The following is a 14,623-nucleotide window of genomic DNA, read 5'->3' as shown; positions in this document are numbered from 1 at the left end:
GGCTTCTACAATCCAGCCCGGCTACACTCGGCGCTGGGCTACCACTCGCCTAACAACTACGCCCGGCAGCTCCGGGCTGCCGCCTGAAACGGCTTCATGGCGTCCGTTTTCAGGGGGCCAGATCAGATACCCCCGCGAACCCACCCCGTCCGGCCTCTGACAGTTTCCGTGTGCGTCCGCCACGGAAAATCAAAAGAAAATCAAAATCAAAAGCGGGTCGCTTCGCTCGCATCCACGCATGGCGTGGATGTGTGTCGACCAAGGTCGACACCTACCAACAGCAATGGTGCGCCGCGATCTGTCAGAGGCGGGGCGGTGTCGGGCGGCGGGGTATCCGCGGCATGGATGCCGCGGCTAAGCCTACACGGACGTACTTGCGGCGTCCCCGCCGCCCGACACCGCCCCGCCAAGCTTCAGGACACCAACCGCTGCTGTTGCTGTTGCTCTAGCCCTTCAGCGGGTCCCGGGCCGCAGGCCCGGGACCCAAAACCTTACCGGTCGTCGTGCAGCGTGCCGCCCGGCAGGAACACCCAGGTACGGGTGACCTGCAGGATGTCGATCTCGTCCTCGGTCTTTGGCAACGGCGGGAACGGCTGCGCCAGCGTCACCACCCGCAGCGCCGCTTCATCCAGCAGCGGCGTCCCGCTTGAACGCAGGATGCGGCTGCTCTCCACGCTGCCATCGCGCCGCACGCCCACGCTGATCACCACCTGGCCGCCGAGCCGTCGCTGCCGGGCCTCGTCCGGATAATTCAGGTTGCCGACGCGCTCGGCACGGTCGACCCAAGCACGCAGGTAATTGGCATAGGCATATTCACGCGTGCTGGCCGACACGAACTTGCGATTCGGGCGCTTGGCATACTGCGCCGAGCGCAGATGCACTTCGGCGGCCAAGCGCGCCATCTCCACGTCGCGCTGTTCGCGCGCGCTCAGCGGTGCGTCCGGTTCGGGCTGATCCGGCGTGGGCCGGGACTGCGCCTGCGCCACCATTTCTTCCCCATTGCGGCTGCTGACCACCCGTGCCTGCGGCGGCGGAACCGGTGCGGCCGATTGCTGCTGCTGTGGCACCGGGCTGATTCCGGACTGGGCCTGCGGCACGATGCCGGCCTGGTTGTCGCGCGGACGCTGTGCGCGGTCGTGCTCGCCACCGCCTTCCTGGTTGGCGGCGGCAAGGAAATCAGCCTGCTTTGGCGTCAGTGCGGTGCGCGTCTGGCTGAAGATCACTTCCAGCGTCGGCACCAGCGGAGCATCGCCTTTCACGGCGAAGCCCACGCCCAGGATCAGCAGGGCGTGGACCAGCACCGACAGTGCGATGGTGGCCCCCAGCCGTTGCGCTTCGCGTGGCGGCGGGGGCAGAACGGCGGGTGCGGACGGCATCAGCGCAGGCCGGCCTCGAGCGCGTCGAACAGGGTGCCGGCAATGTTCAGGCCGTACTGCGCGTCGAGCTCGCGCACGCAGGTCGGGCTGGTCACGTTGACCTCGGTCAGGTAATCGCCGATCACGTCCAGGCCGACGAAGCGCATGCCACGACGCTTCATCTCCGGGCCAACCTGGCCGGCGATCCAGCGGTCACGCTCGCTCAGCGGGCGCCCTTCGCCACGGCCGCCGGCCGCCAGGTTGCCGCGGAACTCGTCACCCTGGGGAATGCGTGCCAGGCAGTAATCGACCGGTTCGCCGTCGACCAGCAGGATGCGCTTGTCGCCGGCGGTGATGTCGGGAATGAACTTCTGGGCCAGCGCCAGCTTGCGGCCGCCGTCGGTCAGTGTCTCCAGGATCACGTTCAGGTTCGGATCGCCCTGGCCGCTGCGGAAAATCGAGCGGCCGCCCATGCCGTCCAGCGGCTTCAGCACGGCCTGGCCGTGTTCGAGGGCGAAGGCCTTCAGCGCCTTGGCATCGCGGCTGACCAGGGTCGGCGGGCAGCACTGCGGGAACAGCAGGGCGGCCAGCTTCTCGTTGTAGTCGCGCAGGCCCTGCGGGTTGTTGACCACGCAGGCACCGGCAGCGGCGGCCACGTCCAGCACCTGGGTGTCGTAGATGTACTCGGCGTCGACCGGCGGGTCCTTGCGCATCAGCACGATCTGGCCGGGCCCGAACTCGGTACGGCTGAACTCACCCAGCTCATACCAGCCGGCCGGGTCGTCGCGCACCTGCAGCGGCGCGGTCTGGGCCACCGCCACGCCACCTTCCAGGGCCAGTCCGCCCGGCCGCACGTAGTGCAGGGCATGGCCGCGGCGCTGGGCTTCCAGCAGCATGGCGAAGGTGGTGTCCTTGGCGATCTTGATGTGGGCGATGGGGTCCATCACCACGATGACGTTCAACGGCATGGGCGCACCTGTCAGGCAAGGCGTTGATGGTAGCGGCAACGCCGGCCGCGCGCCTCCCTGCCATACTGCAACGCAGCGTCCGCCCGGCGCTCGCGCACTCATTGCGAAACCCGTCACGTTCAGGAGGGGGCCATGCCCCGCGCCGTGGGGCGGCCTTGAAGCGGGCGCGGAAAGTGCGATATAGATACGCTTTCGCAGCGGCCCCCGCCAGAGATCGGGCCGTGCGCTTGGGGATAGGCAATGACTGAAAACACGACTGCGGGCGGGGAACTCGCAGGACTCCGGGTGATGGTCATCGATGATTCGAAGACCATCCGCAGGACTGCGGAAACGCTGCTCAAGCGCGAAGGCTGCGAGGTGGTCACCGCCACCGACGGCTTCGAAGCGCTTGCCAAGATCGCAGACCAGCAACCGCAGATCATCTTCGTCGACATCATGATGCCGCGCCTGGACGGGTACCAGACCTGCGCGCTGATCAAGGGCAACCAGCTGTTCAAGGCGACCCCGGTCATCATGCTGTCGTCCAAGGATGGCCTGTTCGACAAGGCGCGGGGACGCATCGTCGGCTCGGAGCAGTACCTGACGAAGCCTTTCACGCGTGAAGAACTGCTGGGTGCCATCCGCACATACGTCAACGCCTGACCAGGGGGGAAAGGCACAATGGCTCGTATCGTCCTGATCGAGGATTCACCGACCGACCGCGCGGTGTTCACCCAGTGGCTGCGCCGTGCCGGCCACGAAGTGCTGGAAGCGGACAACGCCGAGGATGGCCTGCAGCTGGTCCGCGACCAGGTGCCGCAGCTGGTGCTGATGGACGTGGTCCTGCCTGGCATGAGCGGCTTCCAGGCGACCCGTGCGATGGCCCGTGATGCGGCGATCAAGCACATCCCGGTGATCATCGTCAGCACCAAGGCGATGGAAACCGACAAGGCCTGGGGCCTGCGCCAGGGCGCCGCCGATTACATCGTCAAGCCGCCGCGCGAGGATGAACTGATCGCGCGGATCAACGAACTGGTGGCCTGATGCGCTCGCCCTTCGACATCCTTGAAGCCTATGAACGGCGCAGCCTGGCCCATGCGGTGCAGCTGCCCGGAAAGCAGTTTGCCCAGGACCTGTGGCGTGGCGTGGGTTTCCGCGTCGGTCAGCGCCGGCTGGTGTCCGATTTCCGCGAAGTGGTGGAAATCGTACCGATGCCGCCGGTGACCCCGGTACCCTGTGCGCAGCCCTGGCTGCTGGGCGTGGGCAACCTGCGCGGCAACCTGTTCCCGGTGGTCGACCTGAAGTACTTCCTGGAAGGCACGCGCACCGTGCAGCAGGAAGGCCAGCGCGTGCTGATCATGCGCCAGGCCGGCGGCGACGTCGCACTGACCATCGATGAACTGTTCGGCCAGCGCAGCTTCGAGCTGGACCAGCAGATCGAAGCGGGCACGTTGGCAGAAGGCCGCTACGGGCATTTCGTCGATCGTGCTTTCCATGCCGACGGCCATGACTGGGGCGTGTTCTCGCTCTCGCTGCTGTCGCGCACCCCTGAATTCCGGCAAGCCGCGGCCTGAGGCCAGGCATCGCCCCCTGCATTGAAGATCGAGGTTGAACGATGAGTACTGCTTCGGACGCCACCAAGACCGGCAAGCTGCGGCTGGGCGGCAGCAACCTCTGGCTGTTCCTGCTGCTGGCATCGATGATCCTGTTCGGCGTCAACACCGGCGTCGCCACCTGGCAGGGCAGCCGCCTTGCCGACGCCGGCTCCAAGGCCGCCGACCTGCAGGTGCTGTCGCAGCAGCTGGCCAACCAGGGACGTGACGCGGTCGGCGGCAACGCCCAGGCCTTCACCGCCTTCAAGGCCACCCGCAACGCGATCGAGCAGAACGTGTCGACCCTGCAGGGACGCTACGGCAAGGAGCCGGGCGTAGCCGGTGCCATCGCCACCCTCGGCGAGACCTGGGCGCCGCTGGGCAAGCAGGCCGGGCAGCTGGTGGCCAGCGAACCGGCCGTGCTGGCGCTGGCCGGCAACGCGAACAACTTCACCGGCGCAGTGCCGGGCCTGCAGGCCCAGCTGAACGAGCTGGTGCGTGCGATGTCCGCTTCCGGCGCGCCGTCGTCGCAGGTGTACAGCGCGCTGCAGCAGGTTGTGGTGGCCGGTTCGATGGCCCGCCGCGTGACCGAAATGCGTGCCGGTGGCAGCGCCGCGGCGACCTCCGGCGATGCGCTGGCACGTGACATCACCGTGTTCTCGCAGGTGCTCGACGGCCTGCGCAACGGCAACGAGGAACTGGGCATCACCGCCGTGCGCGGTGCCGCCGCCGTGGCCGCGCTGGAACAGTCACAGCAGAAGTGGGAAGCGATGAAGCAGGACGCCGACGCGATCCTGGCCAGCTCGCGCCAGCTGTTCGCGGCGCAGTCCGCTGCCACCGCGCTGGGCCAGGGTTCGGCCCACATGCTGGATGACAGCCGCAAGTTGTTCGACGCGTTCTCCTCGTTCGGCTCGGTATCCGACACCCGCCTGTTCCCGAACTTCTGGATTGGCGTGGTCTCCGGTGCGCTGTCGCTGATCGCGATCATCGGCTTCGTCTCCACCAACGTGCGCAGCCGCTCGCGCGAGCAGGAACTGCGCTACCAGACCCAGGTGGAATTCAACAGCCGCAACCAGCAGGCGATCATGCGGCTGCTGGACGAAATCTCCTCGCTCGGCGAGGGCGACCTGACGGTGAAGGCCTCGGTGACCGAGGACATGACCGGCGCGATCGCCGACGCGATCAACTACGCGGTTGATGAGCTGCGCCACCTGGTGACCACCATCAACGACACCTCGGCCAAGGTCGCGATGTCCACCCAGGAAACGCAGGCCACCGCCATGCAGCTGGCAGAGGCCGCAGGGCACCAGGCCAACCAGATCACCTCGGCCTCGGACCGCATCGGCGAAATCGCGGCGAGCATCGAGCAGGTGTCGCGCAACTCGGCCGAGTCGGCCGACGTGGCACAGCGCTCGGTGGTGATCGCTGCCGAAGGTGCCGGCGTGGTGCGCGAGACCATCCAGGGCATGGACCAGATCCGTGACCAGATCCAGGAAACCTCCAAGCGCATCAAGCGCCTGGGCGAGTCGTCGCAGGAAATCGGCTCGATCGTGGAACTGATCAACGACATCTCCGAGCAGACCAACATCCTGGCGTTGAACGCGGCGGTGCAGGCCGCGTCGGCCGGTGAAGCGGGCCGCGGTTTCGCGGTCGTGGCCGACGAAGTGCAGCGCCTGGCAGAACGCACCTCGGGTGCGACCCGACGCATCGAAAACCTGGTCCAGGCCATTCAGGCCGACACCAATGAAGCGGTCACCTCGATGGAGCAGACCACGGCCGAAGTGGTGTCTGGTGCGCGCCTGGCCGAGGACGCCGGTACCGCGCTGACCGAGATCGAACGCGTGTCAAACGCGCTGAACACCCTCATCAAGAACATCTCCATCGCCGCCCAGCAGCAGTCGGCCGCCGCCTCGGACATCACCCGCACCATGGGCGTGATCCGGCAGATCACCGGGCAGACCTCGCAGGGTGCCGGACAGACCGCCGAGTCGATCGGCCACCTCGCGCAGCTGGCGGCGGACCTGCGCCGTTCGGTCGCCGACTTCAAGCTGCCGGCGTGACGCGGGCAGGGCGGCGAGCAAGGAACCAGTCGATGAAGCATTTCCATTCCCCACGCCAGAACTCGCGCGGCCACCGCGCGGCGGCGAACGGAGCGCGTCCATGAGCAGTCTGCGCGATGCGATGAGCCACGCAGCGCTGGGCTGGGTCAAGCCCGAGCTGGACGAGACCCTGCGCCAGGTGCGCAACGAGGTCGAGTACTACGCCGAAGACCCGACCGATGCCAGCCGCATGCGCATCTGCGCCGGCTACCTGCACCAGGTGCAGGGCACCCTGCGCATGGTCGAGCTGTATGCCCCGGCGATGGTGGCCGAAGAACTGGAGCAGCTGGCCAATGCCATCGGCACCGGTCGCGTGGCCGACCGTGATGAAGCCTGCGCAACCCTGATGCGTGGCAGCGTGCTGCTGCCCGACTATCTGGAACGCCTGCAGAACGGCCATCGCGACATTCCGATCGTGCTGATGCCGCTGCTCAACGAGATCCGTGCGTCGCGCGGCGAAGAAGGCGTCACTGACAGTGTGCTGCTGGCCTTTGCGCCGGAGAGCGTCACCGCCACCGAGGCCGAGCTGGACCATGCCCGTGGCAGCCTGAGCGGACGCAACCGCGAGCTGCTCGACACGGTCGGCAGTGCGGTGAAGGAAGAACTGCTGCGCATCAAGGATGCGCTTGACCTGCACCTGCGCACCGGTGGTGCGCCGGAACAGCTGCAGACACAGGCCAACGAGCTTGGCGCCGTGGCCGACACGCTGGGCATGATGGGCCTGGGCGTGGCCCGCGGCGTGGTCGTGCAGCAGCGCGATGCGCTGCGCGGCGTGGTTGAAGGTCGCCAGCAGATCGACGAGAACCTGCTGCTGGATATTGCCGGTGCACTGCTGTACGTCGATGCCTCGCTGGACGACCAGGTTGCCCATCTGGGCGCCGGCGGCAGTGGCGAGGACGATCCGAGCGCGGTCGAGAACCGGCGCACGGTGGAGGTGCTGGCGCATGAAGCCATCGCCAACTTCGCCGCTGCCCGCGAGCATTTCGTCGCCTTCATCGAAACCAGCTGGAACCATGCCGAACTGCAGGATGTACCACGCCTGCTGGGCGATGTGTCCGGCGCGCTGCGCATGCTCGACCTGGGTACCGCCGCCGATTACCTGCGCGGCGTGCAGCAGTACATCGAGGCCGAACTGATCGGCCGCCAGCGCGTGCCCAGTGGCCGCCAGCTGGACACCCTGGCCGATGCCATGGCCAGCCTGGAGTACTACCTGGAAGCCCTGCGCGACCGCCGCCCGGGCCGCGAGGACATCCTCGAAATCACCCGCAGCAGCCTCGAGGCTCTGCGCTACTGGCCGCTGCCGGAGCACAACGCCGTCGCGCCGGAAGCGCCGGCACTGCTGCCGGTCGAACGTGAGCCGGTTGCGTTGCAGGCCGAGCCGCTGCAGCCGGAGCGCATCGAGGTTCCGGTGCAGCCTGCGGCGCCCGCTGCCGGCGACGTGCCGGTGCCACTGCTGGACTTCACCTTCGATCCGCCGCCGGCCTCGCCGGCGCCGATGGTGTCCGACAACCGCTTGATGTTCGGCGCACTGGGCACCGTGGCCGCCAGCAAGGCTGATATCGATGCTTCGCCGTCGCCGACGCACGACGATGCGGAGGCATCGTTGGTCTTCGCGGCGTCCAGCGCACCTGCGCCGGATGTCCCGCAGTGGGAGCTGGCGCCGTTCCATCCGGAGGCCGACGCCATCGTGCCTGCCGATGACGAGCGCAGCCCGACCTTCGCCAGTTTCGATCCGGTCAGCTTCGAACTGGCTGACAGCGGCCACCCCGGTGCACCGCAGTGGTCGCTGTCCGAGGCGCCGCAGATGCTTGAGGACACCGCAGCGCCTGTGATCGATGAGATGACGGACGCGGTGGATTCCTCCGCGACCGCTTTCGATGCTGCACCGGTATTCGACCCGGTGGCGGCCGAACAGGATGCGGCTGCCGTGGCCGACGACGTGGTGTTCCGCTTCGATGCCGACGCGCTGGACAACGCTGACGACGTGCTGTCGCTGCATGCGATGGAAACGCTGTCGCTGGACGATGACGCCGCGTTGCATCCTTCGCTGGAGATCGTCGATGCCGTCGTCCCGCCGCTGACCGGGGTGGATGAGGCCCCGGATGACCTGCCGGTACCGTCGATCACGTCGCCGTTGATCGATGCGGCGGCTCCTGCGGCGGATACGTCCGCTCCGGCCGTGTCGGTGATCGATATCGACACCATCGCGCCGATCGATTTCAGCGAGGCCGACGCCCAGTTCTTCGCCGAGTTGAGTGCGGCCGCTGCCGGCTTCAATCCACAGGCGATGGCCGCTGCGGCAGCGCCGGAGGCGGTGGATTCGGCCGTTGCCGGGACCGATGCTGACACCAATGCGGGCTTCGACGCCGGTTTCGATGACGATGCCGAGAACATCGACGAGGACATCCGCGAGGTGTTCCTGGAAGAGTTCGACGATGAGCTGGCCAATCTCGGCACGCTGCTGCCGGCATGGCGGATGCAGCCGGACAACATGGACCGGCTGCGCCCGATCCGCCGCATCTTCCATACCCTCAAGGGCAGTGGCCGCCTGGTCGGCGCACGCACCCTGGGTGAGTTCGCGTGGAAGATCGAAGGCATGCTCAACCGCGTGCTGGATGGCAGCCGCGCTGCATCCCCCGCCGTGCTGGCGATGGTCGACAACGCGCATGCGGCGCTGCCCCAGCTGAACGCGGCGCTGCGCCATGGCCAGCGCATCAGCGTCGACCTGCAGGCCATGCAGGCCATCGCCGATCGTGTCGGTGCAGGCGAGGAAACCTACTACGTCCCCCTGCCTGGGGCCACTGCACCGGTCGCACCGCTGGCCGAAGCCGAGGGCGAAGACGAGATCAGCCGCATTCTCGACGCGGAGATTGCCGCTTCGGCGCTGGCCGATACCGCCGAGGAGGTCGAAACCACCGGCACGCCGGCCAACATCGACAGCGTGCTGCGCGAGATTCTCGAGGCCGAGGTGGAAGTCCACCAGGCCACCCTGCAGGACTGGCTGCGTTCGGCGCAGCAGGCACCGCAGCCGGTCAGCGACGCACTCCTGCGCGCAGTGCACACCATGAACGGCGCCTTCGCGATGACCGAAGTGCCCGAGATCACGGCTGTAACCGGCGGTGCCGAGTCCTACATCAAGCGTGCACTGGCCGCCGAGGTGGTGCCGAATGATGAAGGCGTGGCCGCGCTGGATGCGACCGCGCAGGCGATCACCGCCACCATGGAAGCGCTGCAGGCCGAACAGCCGCGCATCGCACCGCAACAGGTACTGGCACAGCGCCTGCAGGCGCTGGCCAGCGAGTTGCCGGAAGCGCGCTGGCCGATGGTGGGCCTGGAGGACGACGAAGCCGAGCTGGCGCTGGATGACGAACCGACGGCGGAATGGGATGCGGACGCCTCGGCAGCCATCGCGCCTGAAACCGATGCGGTACCGCCTTCGTCCGTCGCGCCGGAGCAGGAACCACAGGCAGTTGCCGATGTCGCCGAAGCCCCGGTCGAGGATGCGGCGATTGAGGGCGAGGGCGGGCTGGAGGTCGGTGAGCTGACCGCCAGCGACGATCTTTCGCGCTACTTCGATGCCGGATGGCCGTCGGTACCGGGTGAGGGAGCGGCGTCGCTACCGGTGGTCGAATCGATCCAGGTGGCCGACGATGTTCCGGGCGTTGAGGTAGACGGTGTCGAGACGGAGGCCGAAAGCGCGCCGCTGTTGGCCGACGATGCCGGTTTGACCGTCGTGGACGATCTGTCGCCGTACCTGGATGCCAGTGCGCTGCCGGTCGACGACCGCGATGCCGAAGAGATTCCGGATGCTGTCGAAGCCGTCGCACCTGACCTGAATGCGTCCTCGTTCGATCACGTGCACGTCGCTGACCCTGAGGCATTCGAGACGCCTGCTGCACTGCCACTCGACAGCGAGCTGTCGAGCCTGCAGGATGAAATGGCTGCGCCGGGGTTTGCAGAACCGGTCTCGCTGGACGCCGCGCTCGAGGCCGGCCTGCACGTGATCGACGAAGAGCAGCCCCTGGCCGACGACGGGCAACGGCCCGTGCTCGGCCTGCAGGCCAGCGAACTCGCGCCGGGCGAGGCGGAAGCCTTCGCCGAGGATGCGGACGTCGGCGGGGAGGCGGCGATCGGTGAAGGAGAGAGCGCCGATCAGCCGTCCCCGGCGACGGTGAATGAGGAGATCGCGGAGGCCGCGGCGCCGGCCACCGCCGAACCGGTGCGGTTCTTCGAACTGGAAGACGCGCCGGGCCAGGTGGAAGTCCACGCCGGAGCTGCCGATGCCGATGCCGTGTCGGATGCCCCGGCCGTTGGCGCGCCTGACGCCGACGTGGCTGAAACCGTGGCACCCGACGTCCTTGACATCCCGGTGCCGGAAGACAACGCCGATACGCTCGACTTCAGCGTCTACGATCGCGAGCTGGTCGACATCTTCGTCGAGGAAGGCAAGGACCTGCTCGACCACTGCGATGGCCTGATCAGCGAGCTGCGCGATGCGCCGCAGGACCGCGAGGTGCTGGCCGGCCTGCAGCGTGACCTGCATACCCTGAAGGGTGGCGCACGCATGGCCGGCATCAACGCCATCGGCGATCTTGGCCACAGCATCGAATCGTTGCTGGAAGCCGTCGCCGCTGGTCGCACCGAGATCGAACGCCGCGATGTGCAGTTGCTGGAGCGCGGATTCGATCGCCTGCACCAGCTGCTCACCCGCACCGGTGACCATCGCGTGGTGGAACCGGCGCAGGACTTGGTCGATGCGTTCGAAGTGCGTACGACCACCGATCTCGCTGTGGCAGCGGCGGCTGCCGTAGCTGTAGCCAACGTGGCGAGCGTCGCGGAAACTGTTTCGGCAGCGGTCGCCAGTCCGGCGCCGGCACTGCTCGACGCGCCGCTGTCGGCACCGCTGCCGGCCGAAGGCGTGGTCGATGAAGATCCGCTGGCACGCCCGCAGCAGGAACAGGTGCGCGTGCGCGCGGATCTGCTCGACCGCCTGGTCAACCATGCCGGTGAAGTGGCGATCTACCGCTCGCGCCTTGAGCAGCAGCTCGGCGCGTTCCGTGGTGCGATGGGCGAGCTGGAGCGCACCAACGCGCGACTGCGCGACCAGCTGCGCCGGCTCGACCTGGAAACCGAAGCGCAGATCGTCGCCCGCTACCAGCGTGAGCAGGACCAGGCAGACCAGAAGTTCGATCCGCTGGAGCTGGACCGCTTCTCCACGCTGCAACAGCTCAGCCGTGCGCTGAACGAATCGGCGGCCGACCTTGGCGGCCTGCAAGGGGTGCTGGACGATCTGTCGCGCCAGTACGATTCGCTGCTGCAACAGCAGTCGCGCGTCAGCTCCGAGCTGCAGGACGGCCTGATGCGCGCGCGCATGGTGCCGTTCGATGGCCTGGTGCCGCGCCTGCGCCGCGTGGTCCGGCAGTCCGGCATGGATACCGGCAAGCAGGTGCACCTGACCCTGGAAGGCACCCACGGCGAACTGGACCGCAATGTTCTCGATCGCATGGTCGCGCCGCTCGAACACATGCTGCGCAACTCCGTGGCCCATGGCCTGGAAGCGCCGGAACAGCGCCGCGCCGCCGGCAAGCCGGAAGAGGGCGAAGTTGCCATCCGCCTGCACCGTGAAGGCTCGGAAATCGTGCTGGAAGTGGCCGATGACGGTGCCGGCCTCGATCGCGAAGCGATCCGCCGCCGCGCCATCGACCGTGGCCTGTTGGCCGCCGACGCGCAGCCGAACGATCAGGAACTGGACAACCTGATTTTCGCCTCCGGTTTCTCCACCGCCGACCAGGTCAGCCAGCTGGCCGGTCGTGGCGTGGGCATGGACGTGGTGCGCAACGAAGTGCGCCAGCTGGGCGGCTCGGTCGACATCCAGTCGGTGCGCGGCCAGGGCGTGCGCTTCACCCTGCGCCTGCCGCAGACGCTGGCCGTCACCCAGGCGGTGTTCGTGCAGATCGGCGAGACCACCTTCGCCGTGCCGGTGGCCTCGGTCAGCGGTATCGGCCGCCTGTCGCGCGAACGTTTCGAGGCCGCCGACAGCAGCTACCGCTACAGCGGCGAAGACTATCCGTTGTATGACCTCGGCAGCCTGGTCGGGCAGGCCCCGGCGCGTGCCGATGGCCAGGACCAGGTGCCGCTGTTGCTGGTCCGTGCCGGTGACCTGCGTGCAGCCGTGGCGATCGACCAGGTGCTGGGCAACCGCGAAATCGTGGTCAAGCCGGTCGGCCTGCAGATCGCATCGGTACCGGGCATCTACGGTGCCACCATCACCGGCGATGGCCGCGTGGTGGTGATCCTGGACGTCGCGCCGCTGGTGCGCCGCTTCCTGGCCAATCCGACGGCACCGGTGCTGGCCAATGCGCCGCGCGACGAACGCCAGGTGCCGCTGGTGATGGTGGTCGATGACTCGCTGACCATGCGCAAGGTGACCGGCCGCATCCTCGAGCGCCACAACTTCGAAGTCAGTGTCGCCCGCGATGGCGTGGAAGCACTGGAGCGGTTGGAAGAGCGCGTGCCGGACCTGATGTTGCTGGACATCGAGATGCCGCGCATGGACGGCTACGAGTTGGCCACTGTGATGCGTGCCGATCCGCGATACAGGGATGTGCCGATCGTGATGATCACCTCGCGCAGCGGCGACAAGCACCGCCAGCGTGCCTTCGAGATCGGTGTCCAGCGTTATCTGGGCAAGCCGTACCAGGAACTGGACCTGATGCGTAACGTGTACGACCTGCTGGGGATCGCCCGTGTCCGTGAGTGAAACCCATCCGGCCCCGGCCGTCGCCCTGCTGGCCCGCCCCGGTGCGGCGCGTGAACGCCTGCGCGAGGCGCTGGCGCATGCCGATGTACAGCTGGTCCTGGAAGATGATCCGAACGGCCTCGAGCCGCAGGTCCTGCAGGCCGCGGATCCGCAGTTCGTGGTGATCGCGCTGGAAGCTGCCATCGAGGACGCACTGGAACGGTTGGAATCCGCGCTCTCGGCACCGGGGCTGACCCTGGTGTTCGATGAGGCTGAGCTGGCCGCCCGCCGCGACGGCTGGGAGGCGCAACGTTGGGGGCGCCACCTGGCCGCCAAGCTGCACGGCCACCAGCAGGTGTTGCCGCCGGGCGCCGAAGAAGAGCCCAGCCTGCAGCTGGAGCCTGGTCATCCGGCGCCCGCGCCGGCGCCGCAGGAAGAAGCCCTGCGGCCACACCTGGAACAGGCGCTGAGCTGGGCCGATGACGTTCCGGCCGACGGCCTGTATTCGCCACCGGCAGACCTGCACGAACCGATCGCGCTGGAGCAGGCCCTGGCGGCGCTGCAGCCGGTCGTGCCCGAGCCTCTGGATCCGCCTTCGGCGCCGCAGGCACTGGCCGAACCGGCGGCGCCCGCGACACCGCCGGTCTCCTTCGATCACACCGCCTGGTCGCTGGTCGAGGAATCGATCGAAGCACCCGTATCGGCAGAAGCCGTGGCGCCGGTCGTCGCGCCGCAGCCCTCGTTCGATACCGATCATTTGAGCCTGGTCGATCTGGATGCCGCCGCCCCGGCCGGTGCGCGTGCCGCATCACTGCTGGTGCTGGCCGGCATCGGTGGCCCGGATGCGTTGCGTCGCCTGCTCGGCGCACTGCCCGCGTCGTTGAGCGTGCCGGTCCTGGTGCACATGCGTCTGGATGGTGGCCGCTACGGCAACCTGGTCAAGCAGATGTCCCGCGTTTCGCCGTTGCCGGTGCAGCTGGCCGAGGCCGGCCAGCACGCGGTGCCGGGCGAGGTGCACGTGCTGGCCGATGATATCGGCGTGCGCGCGGCCAGCGATGGCCTGCATTTCCAGAGCGATGCCAATGGTATTTCGCTCGCTTCGCTGCCGGCCGAACACACCGCGCTGGTGCTGCTCAGCGGTGCCGACCTGGCCCACGTAGGCCCGGCGCTGGACCTGGCGGCCGCCGGTGCGTGGGTGGCCGGGCAGGTGGGCGAGGGCTGCTATGACCCGGCGGCCGCCACCGCCGTGGTGGCTGCCGGCATGGTGGCCGGTGAACCGCAGGAACTGGCGCAGGCAATTGCCGCGCGCTGGGGTGAGCAGGACGACAACGGAGACGCACCATGAGCTACGCCAGCAATGACGAAATCCGCGGCGTCCTGATCCAGGCCGGCAACGAGCGCGTGCTGCTGCCCAATGCCACCGTGGCCGAAATGATGTCGCGCGTGCCGGTGCAGCCGGTCTCCGATGCGCCGCGCTGGCTGGTTGGCGAGATCGGCTGGCACGGCTGGCAGGTGCCGCTGGTGTCGTTCGCACGCCTTTCGGGGCTGGGCGAAGAGACGGTGGCCGGCCACAACAAGGTGGTGGTGCTGAAGTCCCTCAGCGGCAACGCGCAGCGCCCGTACTACGCGCTGCTGACGCAGAACTTCCCGCAGCTGATCTCGGTGCCGCGCGACGGCCTGCTGGCCGACGCCTCCGAAGAAACCCTGCCGCAGACCGTGCACATGCGCGTGCTGCTGGGTGAGCAGAGCGCGCTGTTGCCGAACCTGGACGCACTGGAAGCCGCCCTGGATTCACTGGCGGCCTGATCTACCAAACGGTAGTGCCGGCTGCCGACCGGCACCGAGCCGAGCATGGCTCGGCTCTACAAGGAAACTGCAATCTGGCGCGGGC

The 14,623-nt window shown here is 67.9% G+C and carries 9 protein-coding genes; 7 read left to right on the top strand and 2 right to left on the bottom strand.

Annotated elements, in window-relative coordinates; genetic code table 11:
• Positions 1-491: 491 nt before the first annotated feature.
• Both AB839_RS07635 and gshB read right to left on the bottom strand, forming a co-directional pair.
• Positions 492-1,376 (bottom strand): energy transducer TonB, encoded by an 885-nt coding sequence (locus AB839_RS07635; RefSeq protein ID WP_061478900.1) that lies wholly within the window; start codon positions 1,374-1,376, stop codon positions 492-494.
• Positions 1,376-2,323, bottom strand: a complete 948-nt coding sequence (gshB, locus tag AB839_RS07630; protein WP_061478899.1) for a glutathione synthase — start codon at positions 2,321-2,323, stop codon at positions 1,376-1,378. The genes AB839_RS07635 and gshB overlap by 1 nt, the downstream gene beginning before the upstream one ends.
• 240 nt (positions 2,324-2,563) lie before the next feature.
• On the opposite strand from gshB, the gene pilG reads away from it, so the two are divergent.
• The 7 genes from pilG to AB839_RS07595 all read left to right on the top strand — a co-directional run bounded on the left by pilG (position 2,564) and on the right by AB839_RS07595 (position 14,538).
• On the top strand, positions 2,564-2,965 hold the full coding sequence (gene pilG, locus AB839_RS07625; RefSeq protein ID WP_005418455.1) for a twitching motility response regulator PilG: 402 nt from the start codon (positions 2,564-2,566) through the stop codon (positions 2,963-2,965).
• 18 nt (positions 2,966-2,983) lie between these two features.
• The gene (locus AB839_RS07620; RefSeq protein ID WP_005410717.1) at positions 2,984-3,346 is read left to right on the top strand and encodes a response regulator; all 363 of its coding nucleotides are present in this window, start codon (positions 2,984-2,986) and stop codon (positions 3,344-3,346) included.
• Positions 3,346-3,876 (top strand): chemotaxis protein CheW, encoded by a 531-nt coding sequence (locus AB839_RS07615; protein WP_005418454.1) that lies wholly within the window; start codon positions 3,346-3,348, stop codon positions 3,874-3,876. Before AB839_RS07620 ends, AB839_RS07615 begins: the two co-directional genes overlap by 1 nt.
• Before the next feature lie 41 nt (positions 3,877-3,917).
• A complete protein-coding gene (locus AB839_RS07610; RefSeq protein ID WP_049415562.1) occupies positions 3,918-5,954 on the top strand; it encodes a methyl-accepting chemotaxis protein in 2,037 nt (678 codons plus the stop codon).
• A gap of 100 nt (positions 5,955-6,054) precedes the next feature.
• Positions 6,055-12,753 carry an Hpt domain-containing protein gene (locus tag AB839_RS07605; RefSeq protein ID WP_061478898.1) on the top strand — a complete coding sequence of 2,233 codons (6,699 nt, stop codon included), beginning with the start codon at positions 6,055-6,057 and terminating at the stop codon, positions 12,751-12,753.
• The gene (locus AB839_RS07600; RefSeq protein WP_061478897.1) at positions 12,740-14,077 is read left to right on the top strand and encodes a chemotaxis protein CheB; all 1,338 of its coding nucleotides are present in this window, start codon (positions 12,740-12,742) and stop codon (positions 14,075-14,077) included. Before AB839_RS07605 ends, AB839_RS07600 begins: the two co-directional genes overlap by 14 nt.
• A complete protein-coding gene (locus AB839_RS07595) occupies positions 14,074-14,538 on the top strand; it encodes a chemotaxis protein CheW (protein WP_005418442.1) in 465 nt (154 codons plus the stop codon). The genes AB839_RS07600 and AB839_RS07595 overlap by 4 nt, the downstream gene beginning before the upstream one ends.
• Positions 14,539-14,623: the final 85 nt, after the last annotated feature.

Source organism: Stenotrophomonas sp. DDT-1 (assembly GCF_001580555.1).
Lineage (GTDB): Bacteria > Pseudomonadota > Gammaproteobacteria > Xanthomonadales > Xanthomonadaceae > Stenotrophomonas > Stenotrophomonas sepilia.
This window is presented reverse-complemented; position numbering and strand designations above follow the sequence as displayed.

Coding starts and splice junctions, on each gene's coding strand:
- gshB (WP_061478899.1), bottom strand. CDS start 2,323: ATGCCGTTGAACGTCATCGTGGTGATGGACCCCATCGCCCACATCAAG.
- AB839_RS07635 (WP_061478900.1), bottom strand. CDS start 1,376: ATGCCGTCCGCACCCGCCGTTCTGCCCCCGCCGCCACGCGAAGCGCAA.
- pilG (WP_005418455.1), top strand. CDS start 2,564: ATGACTGAAAACACGACTGCGGGCGGGGAACTCGCAGGACTCCGGGTG.
- AB839_RS07620 (WP_005410717.1), top strand. CDS start 2,984: ATGGCTCGTATCGTCCTGATCGAGGATTCACCGACCGACCGCGCGGTG.
- AB839_RS07595 (WP_005418442.1), top strand. CDS start 14,074: ATGAGCTACGCCAGCAATGACGAAATCCGCGGCGTCCTGATCCAGGCC.
- AB839_RS07610 (WP_049415562.1), top strand. CDS start 3,918: ATGAGTACTGCTTCGGACGCCACCAAGACCGGCAAGCTGCGGCTGGGC.
- AB839_RS07615 (WP_005418454.1), top strand. CDS start 3,346: ATGCGCTCGCCCTTCGACATCCTTGAAGCCTATGAACGGCGCAGCCTG.
- AB839_RS07605 (WP_061478898.1), top strand. CDS start 6,055: ATGAGCAGTCTGCGCGATGCGATGAGCCACGCAGCGCTGGGCTGGGTC.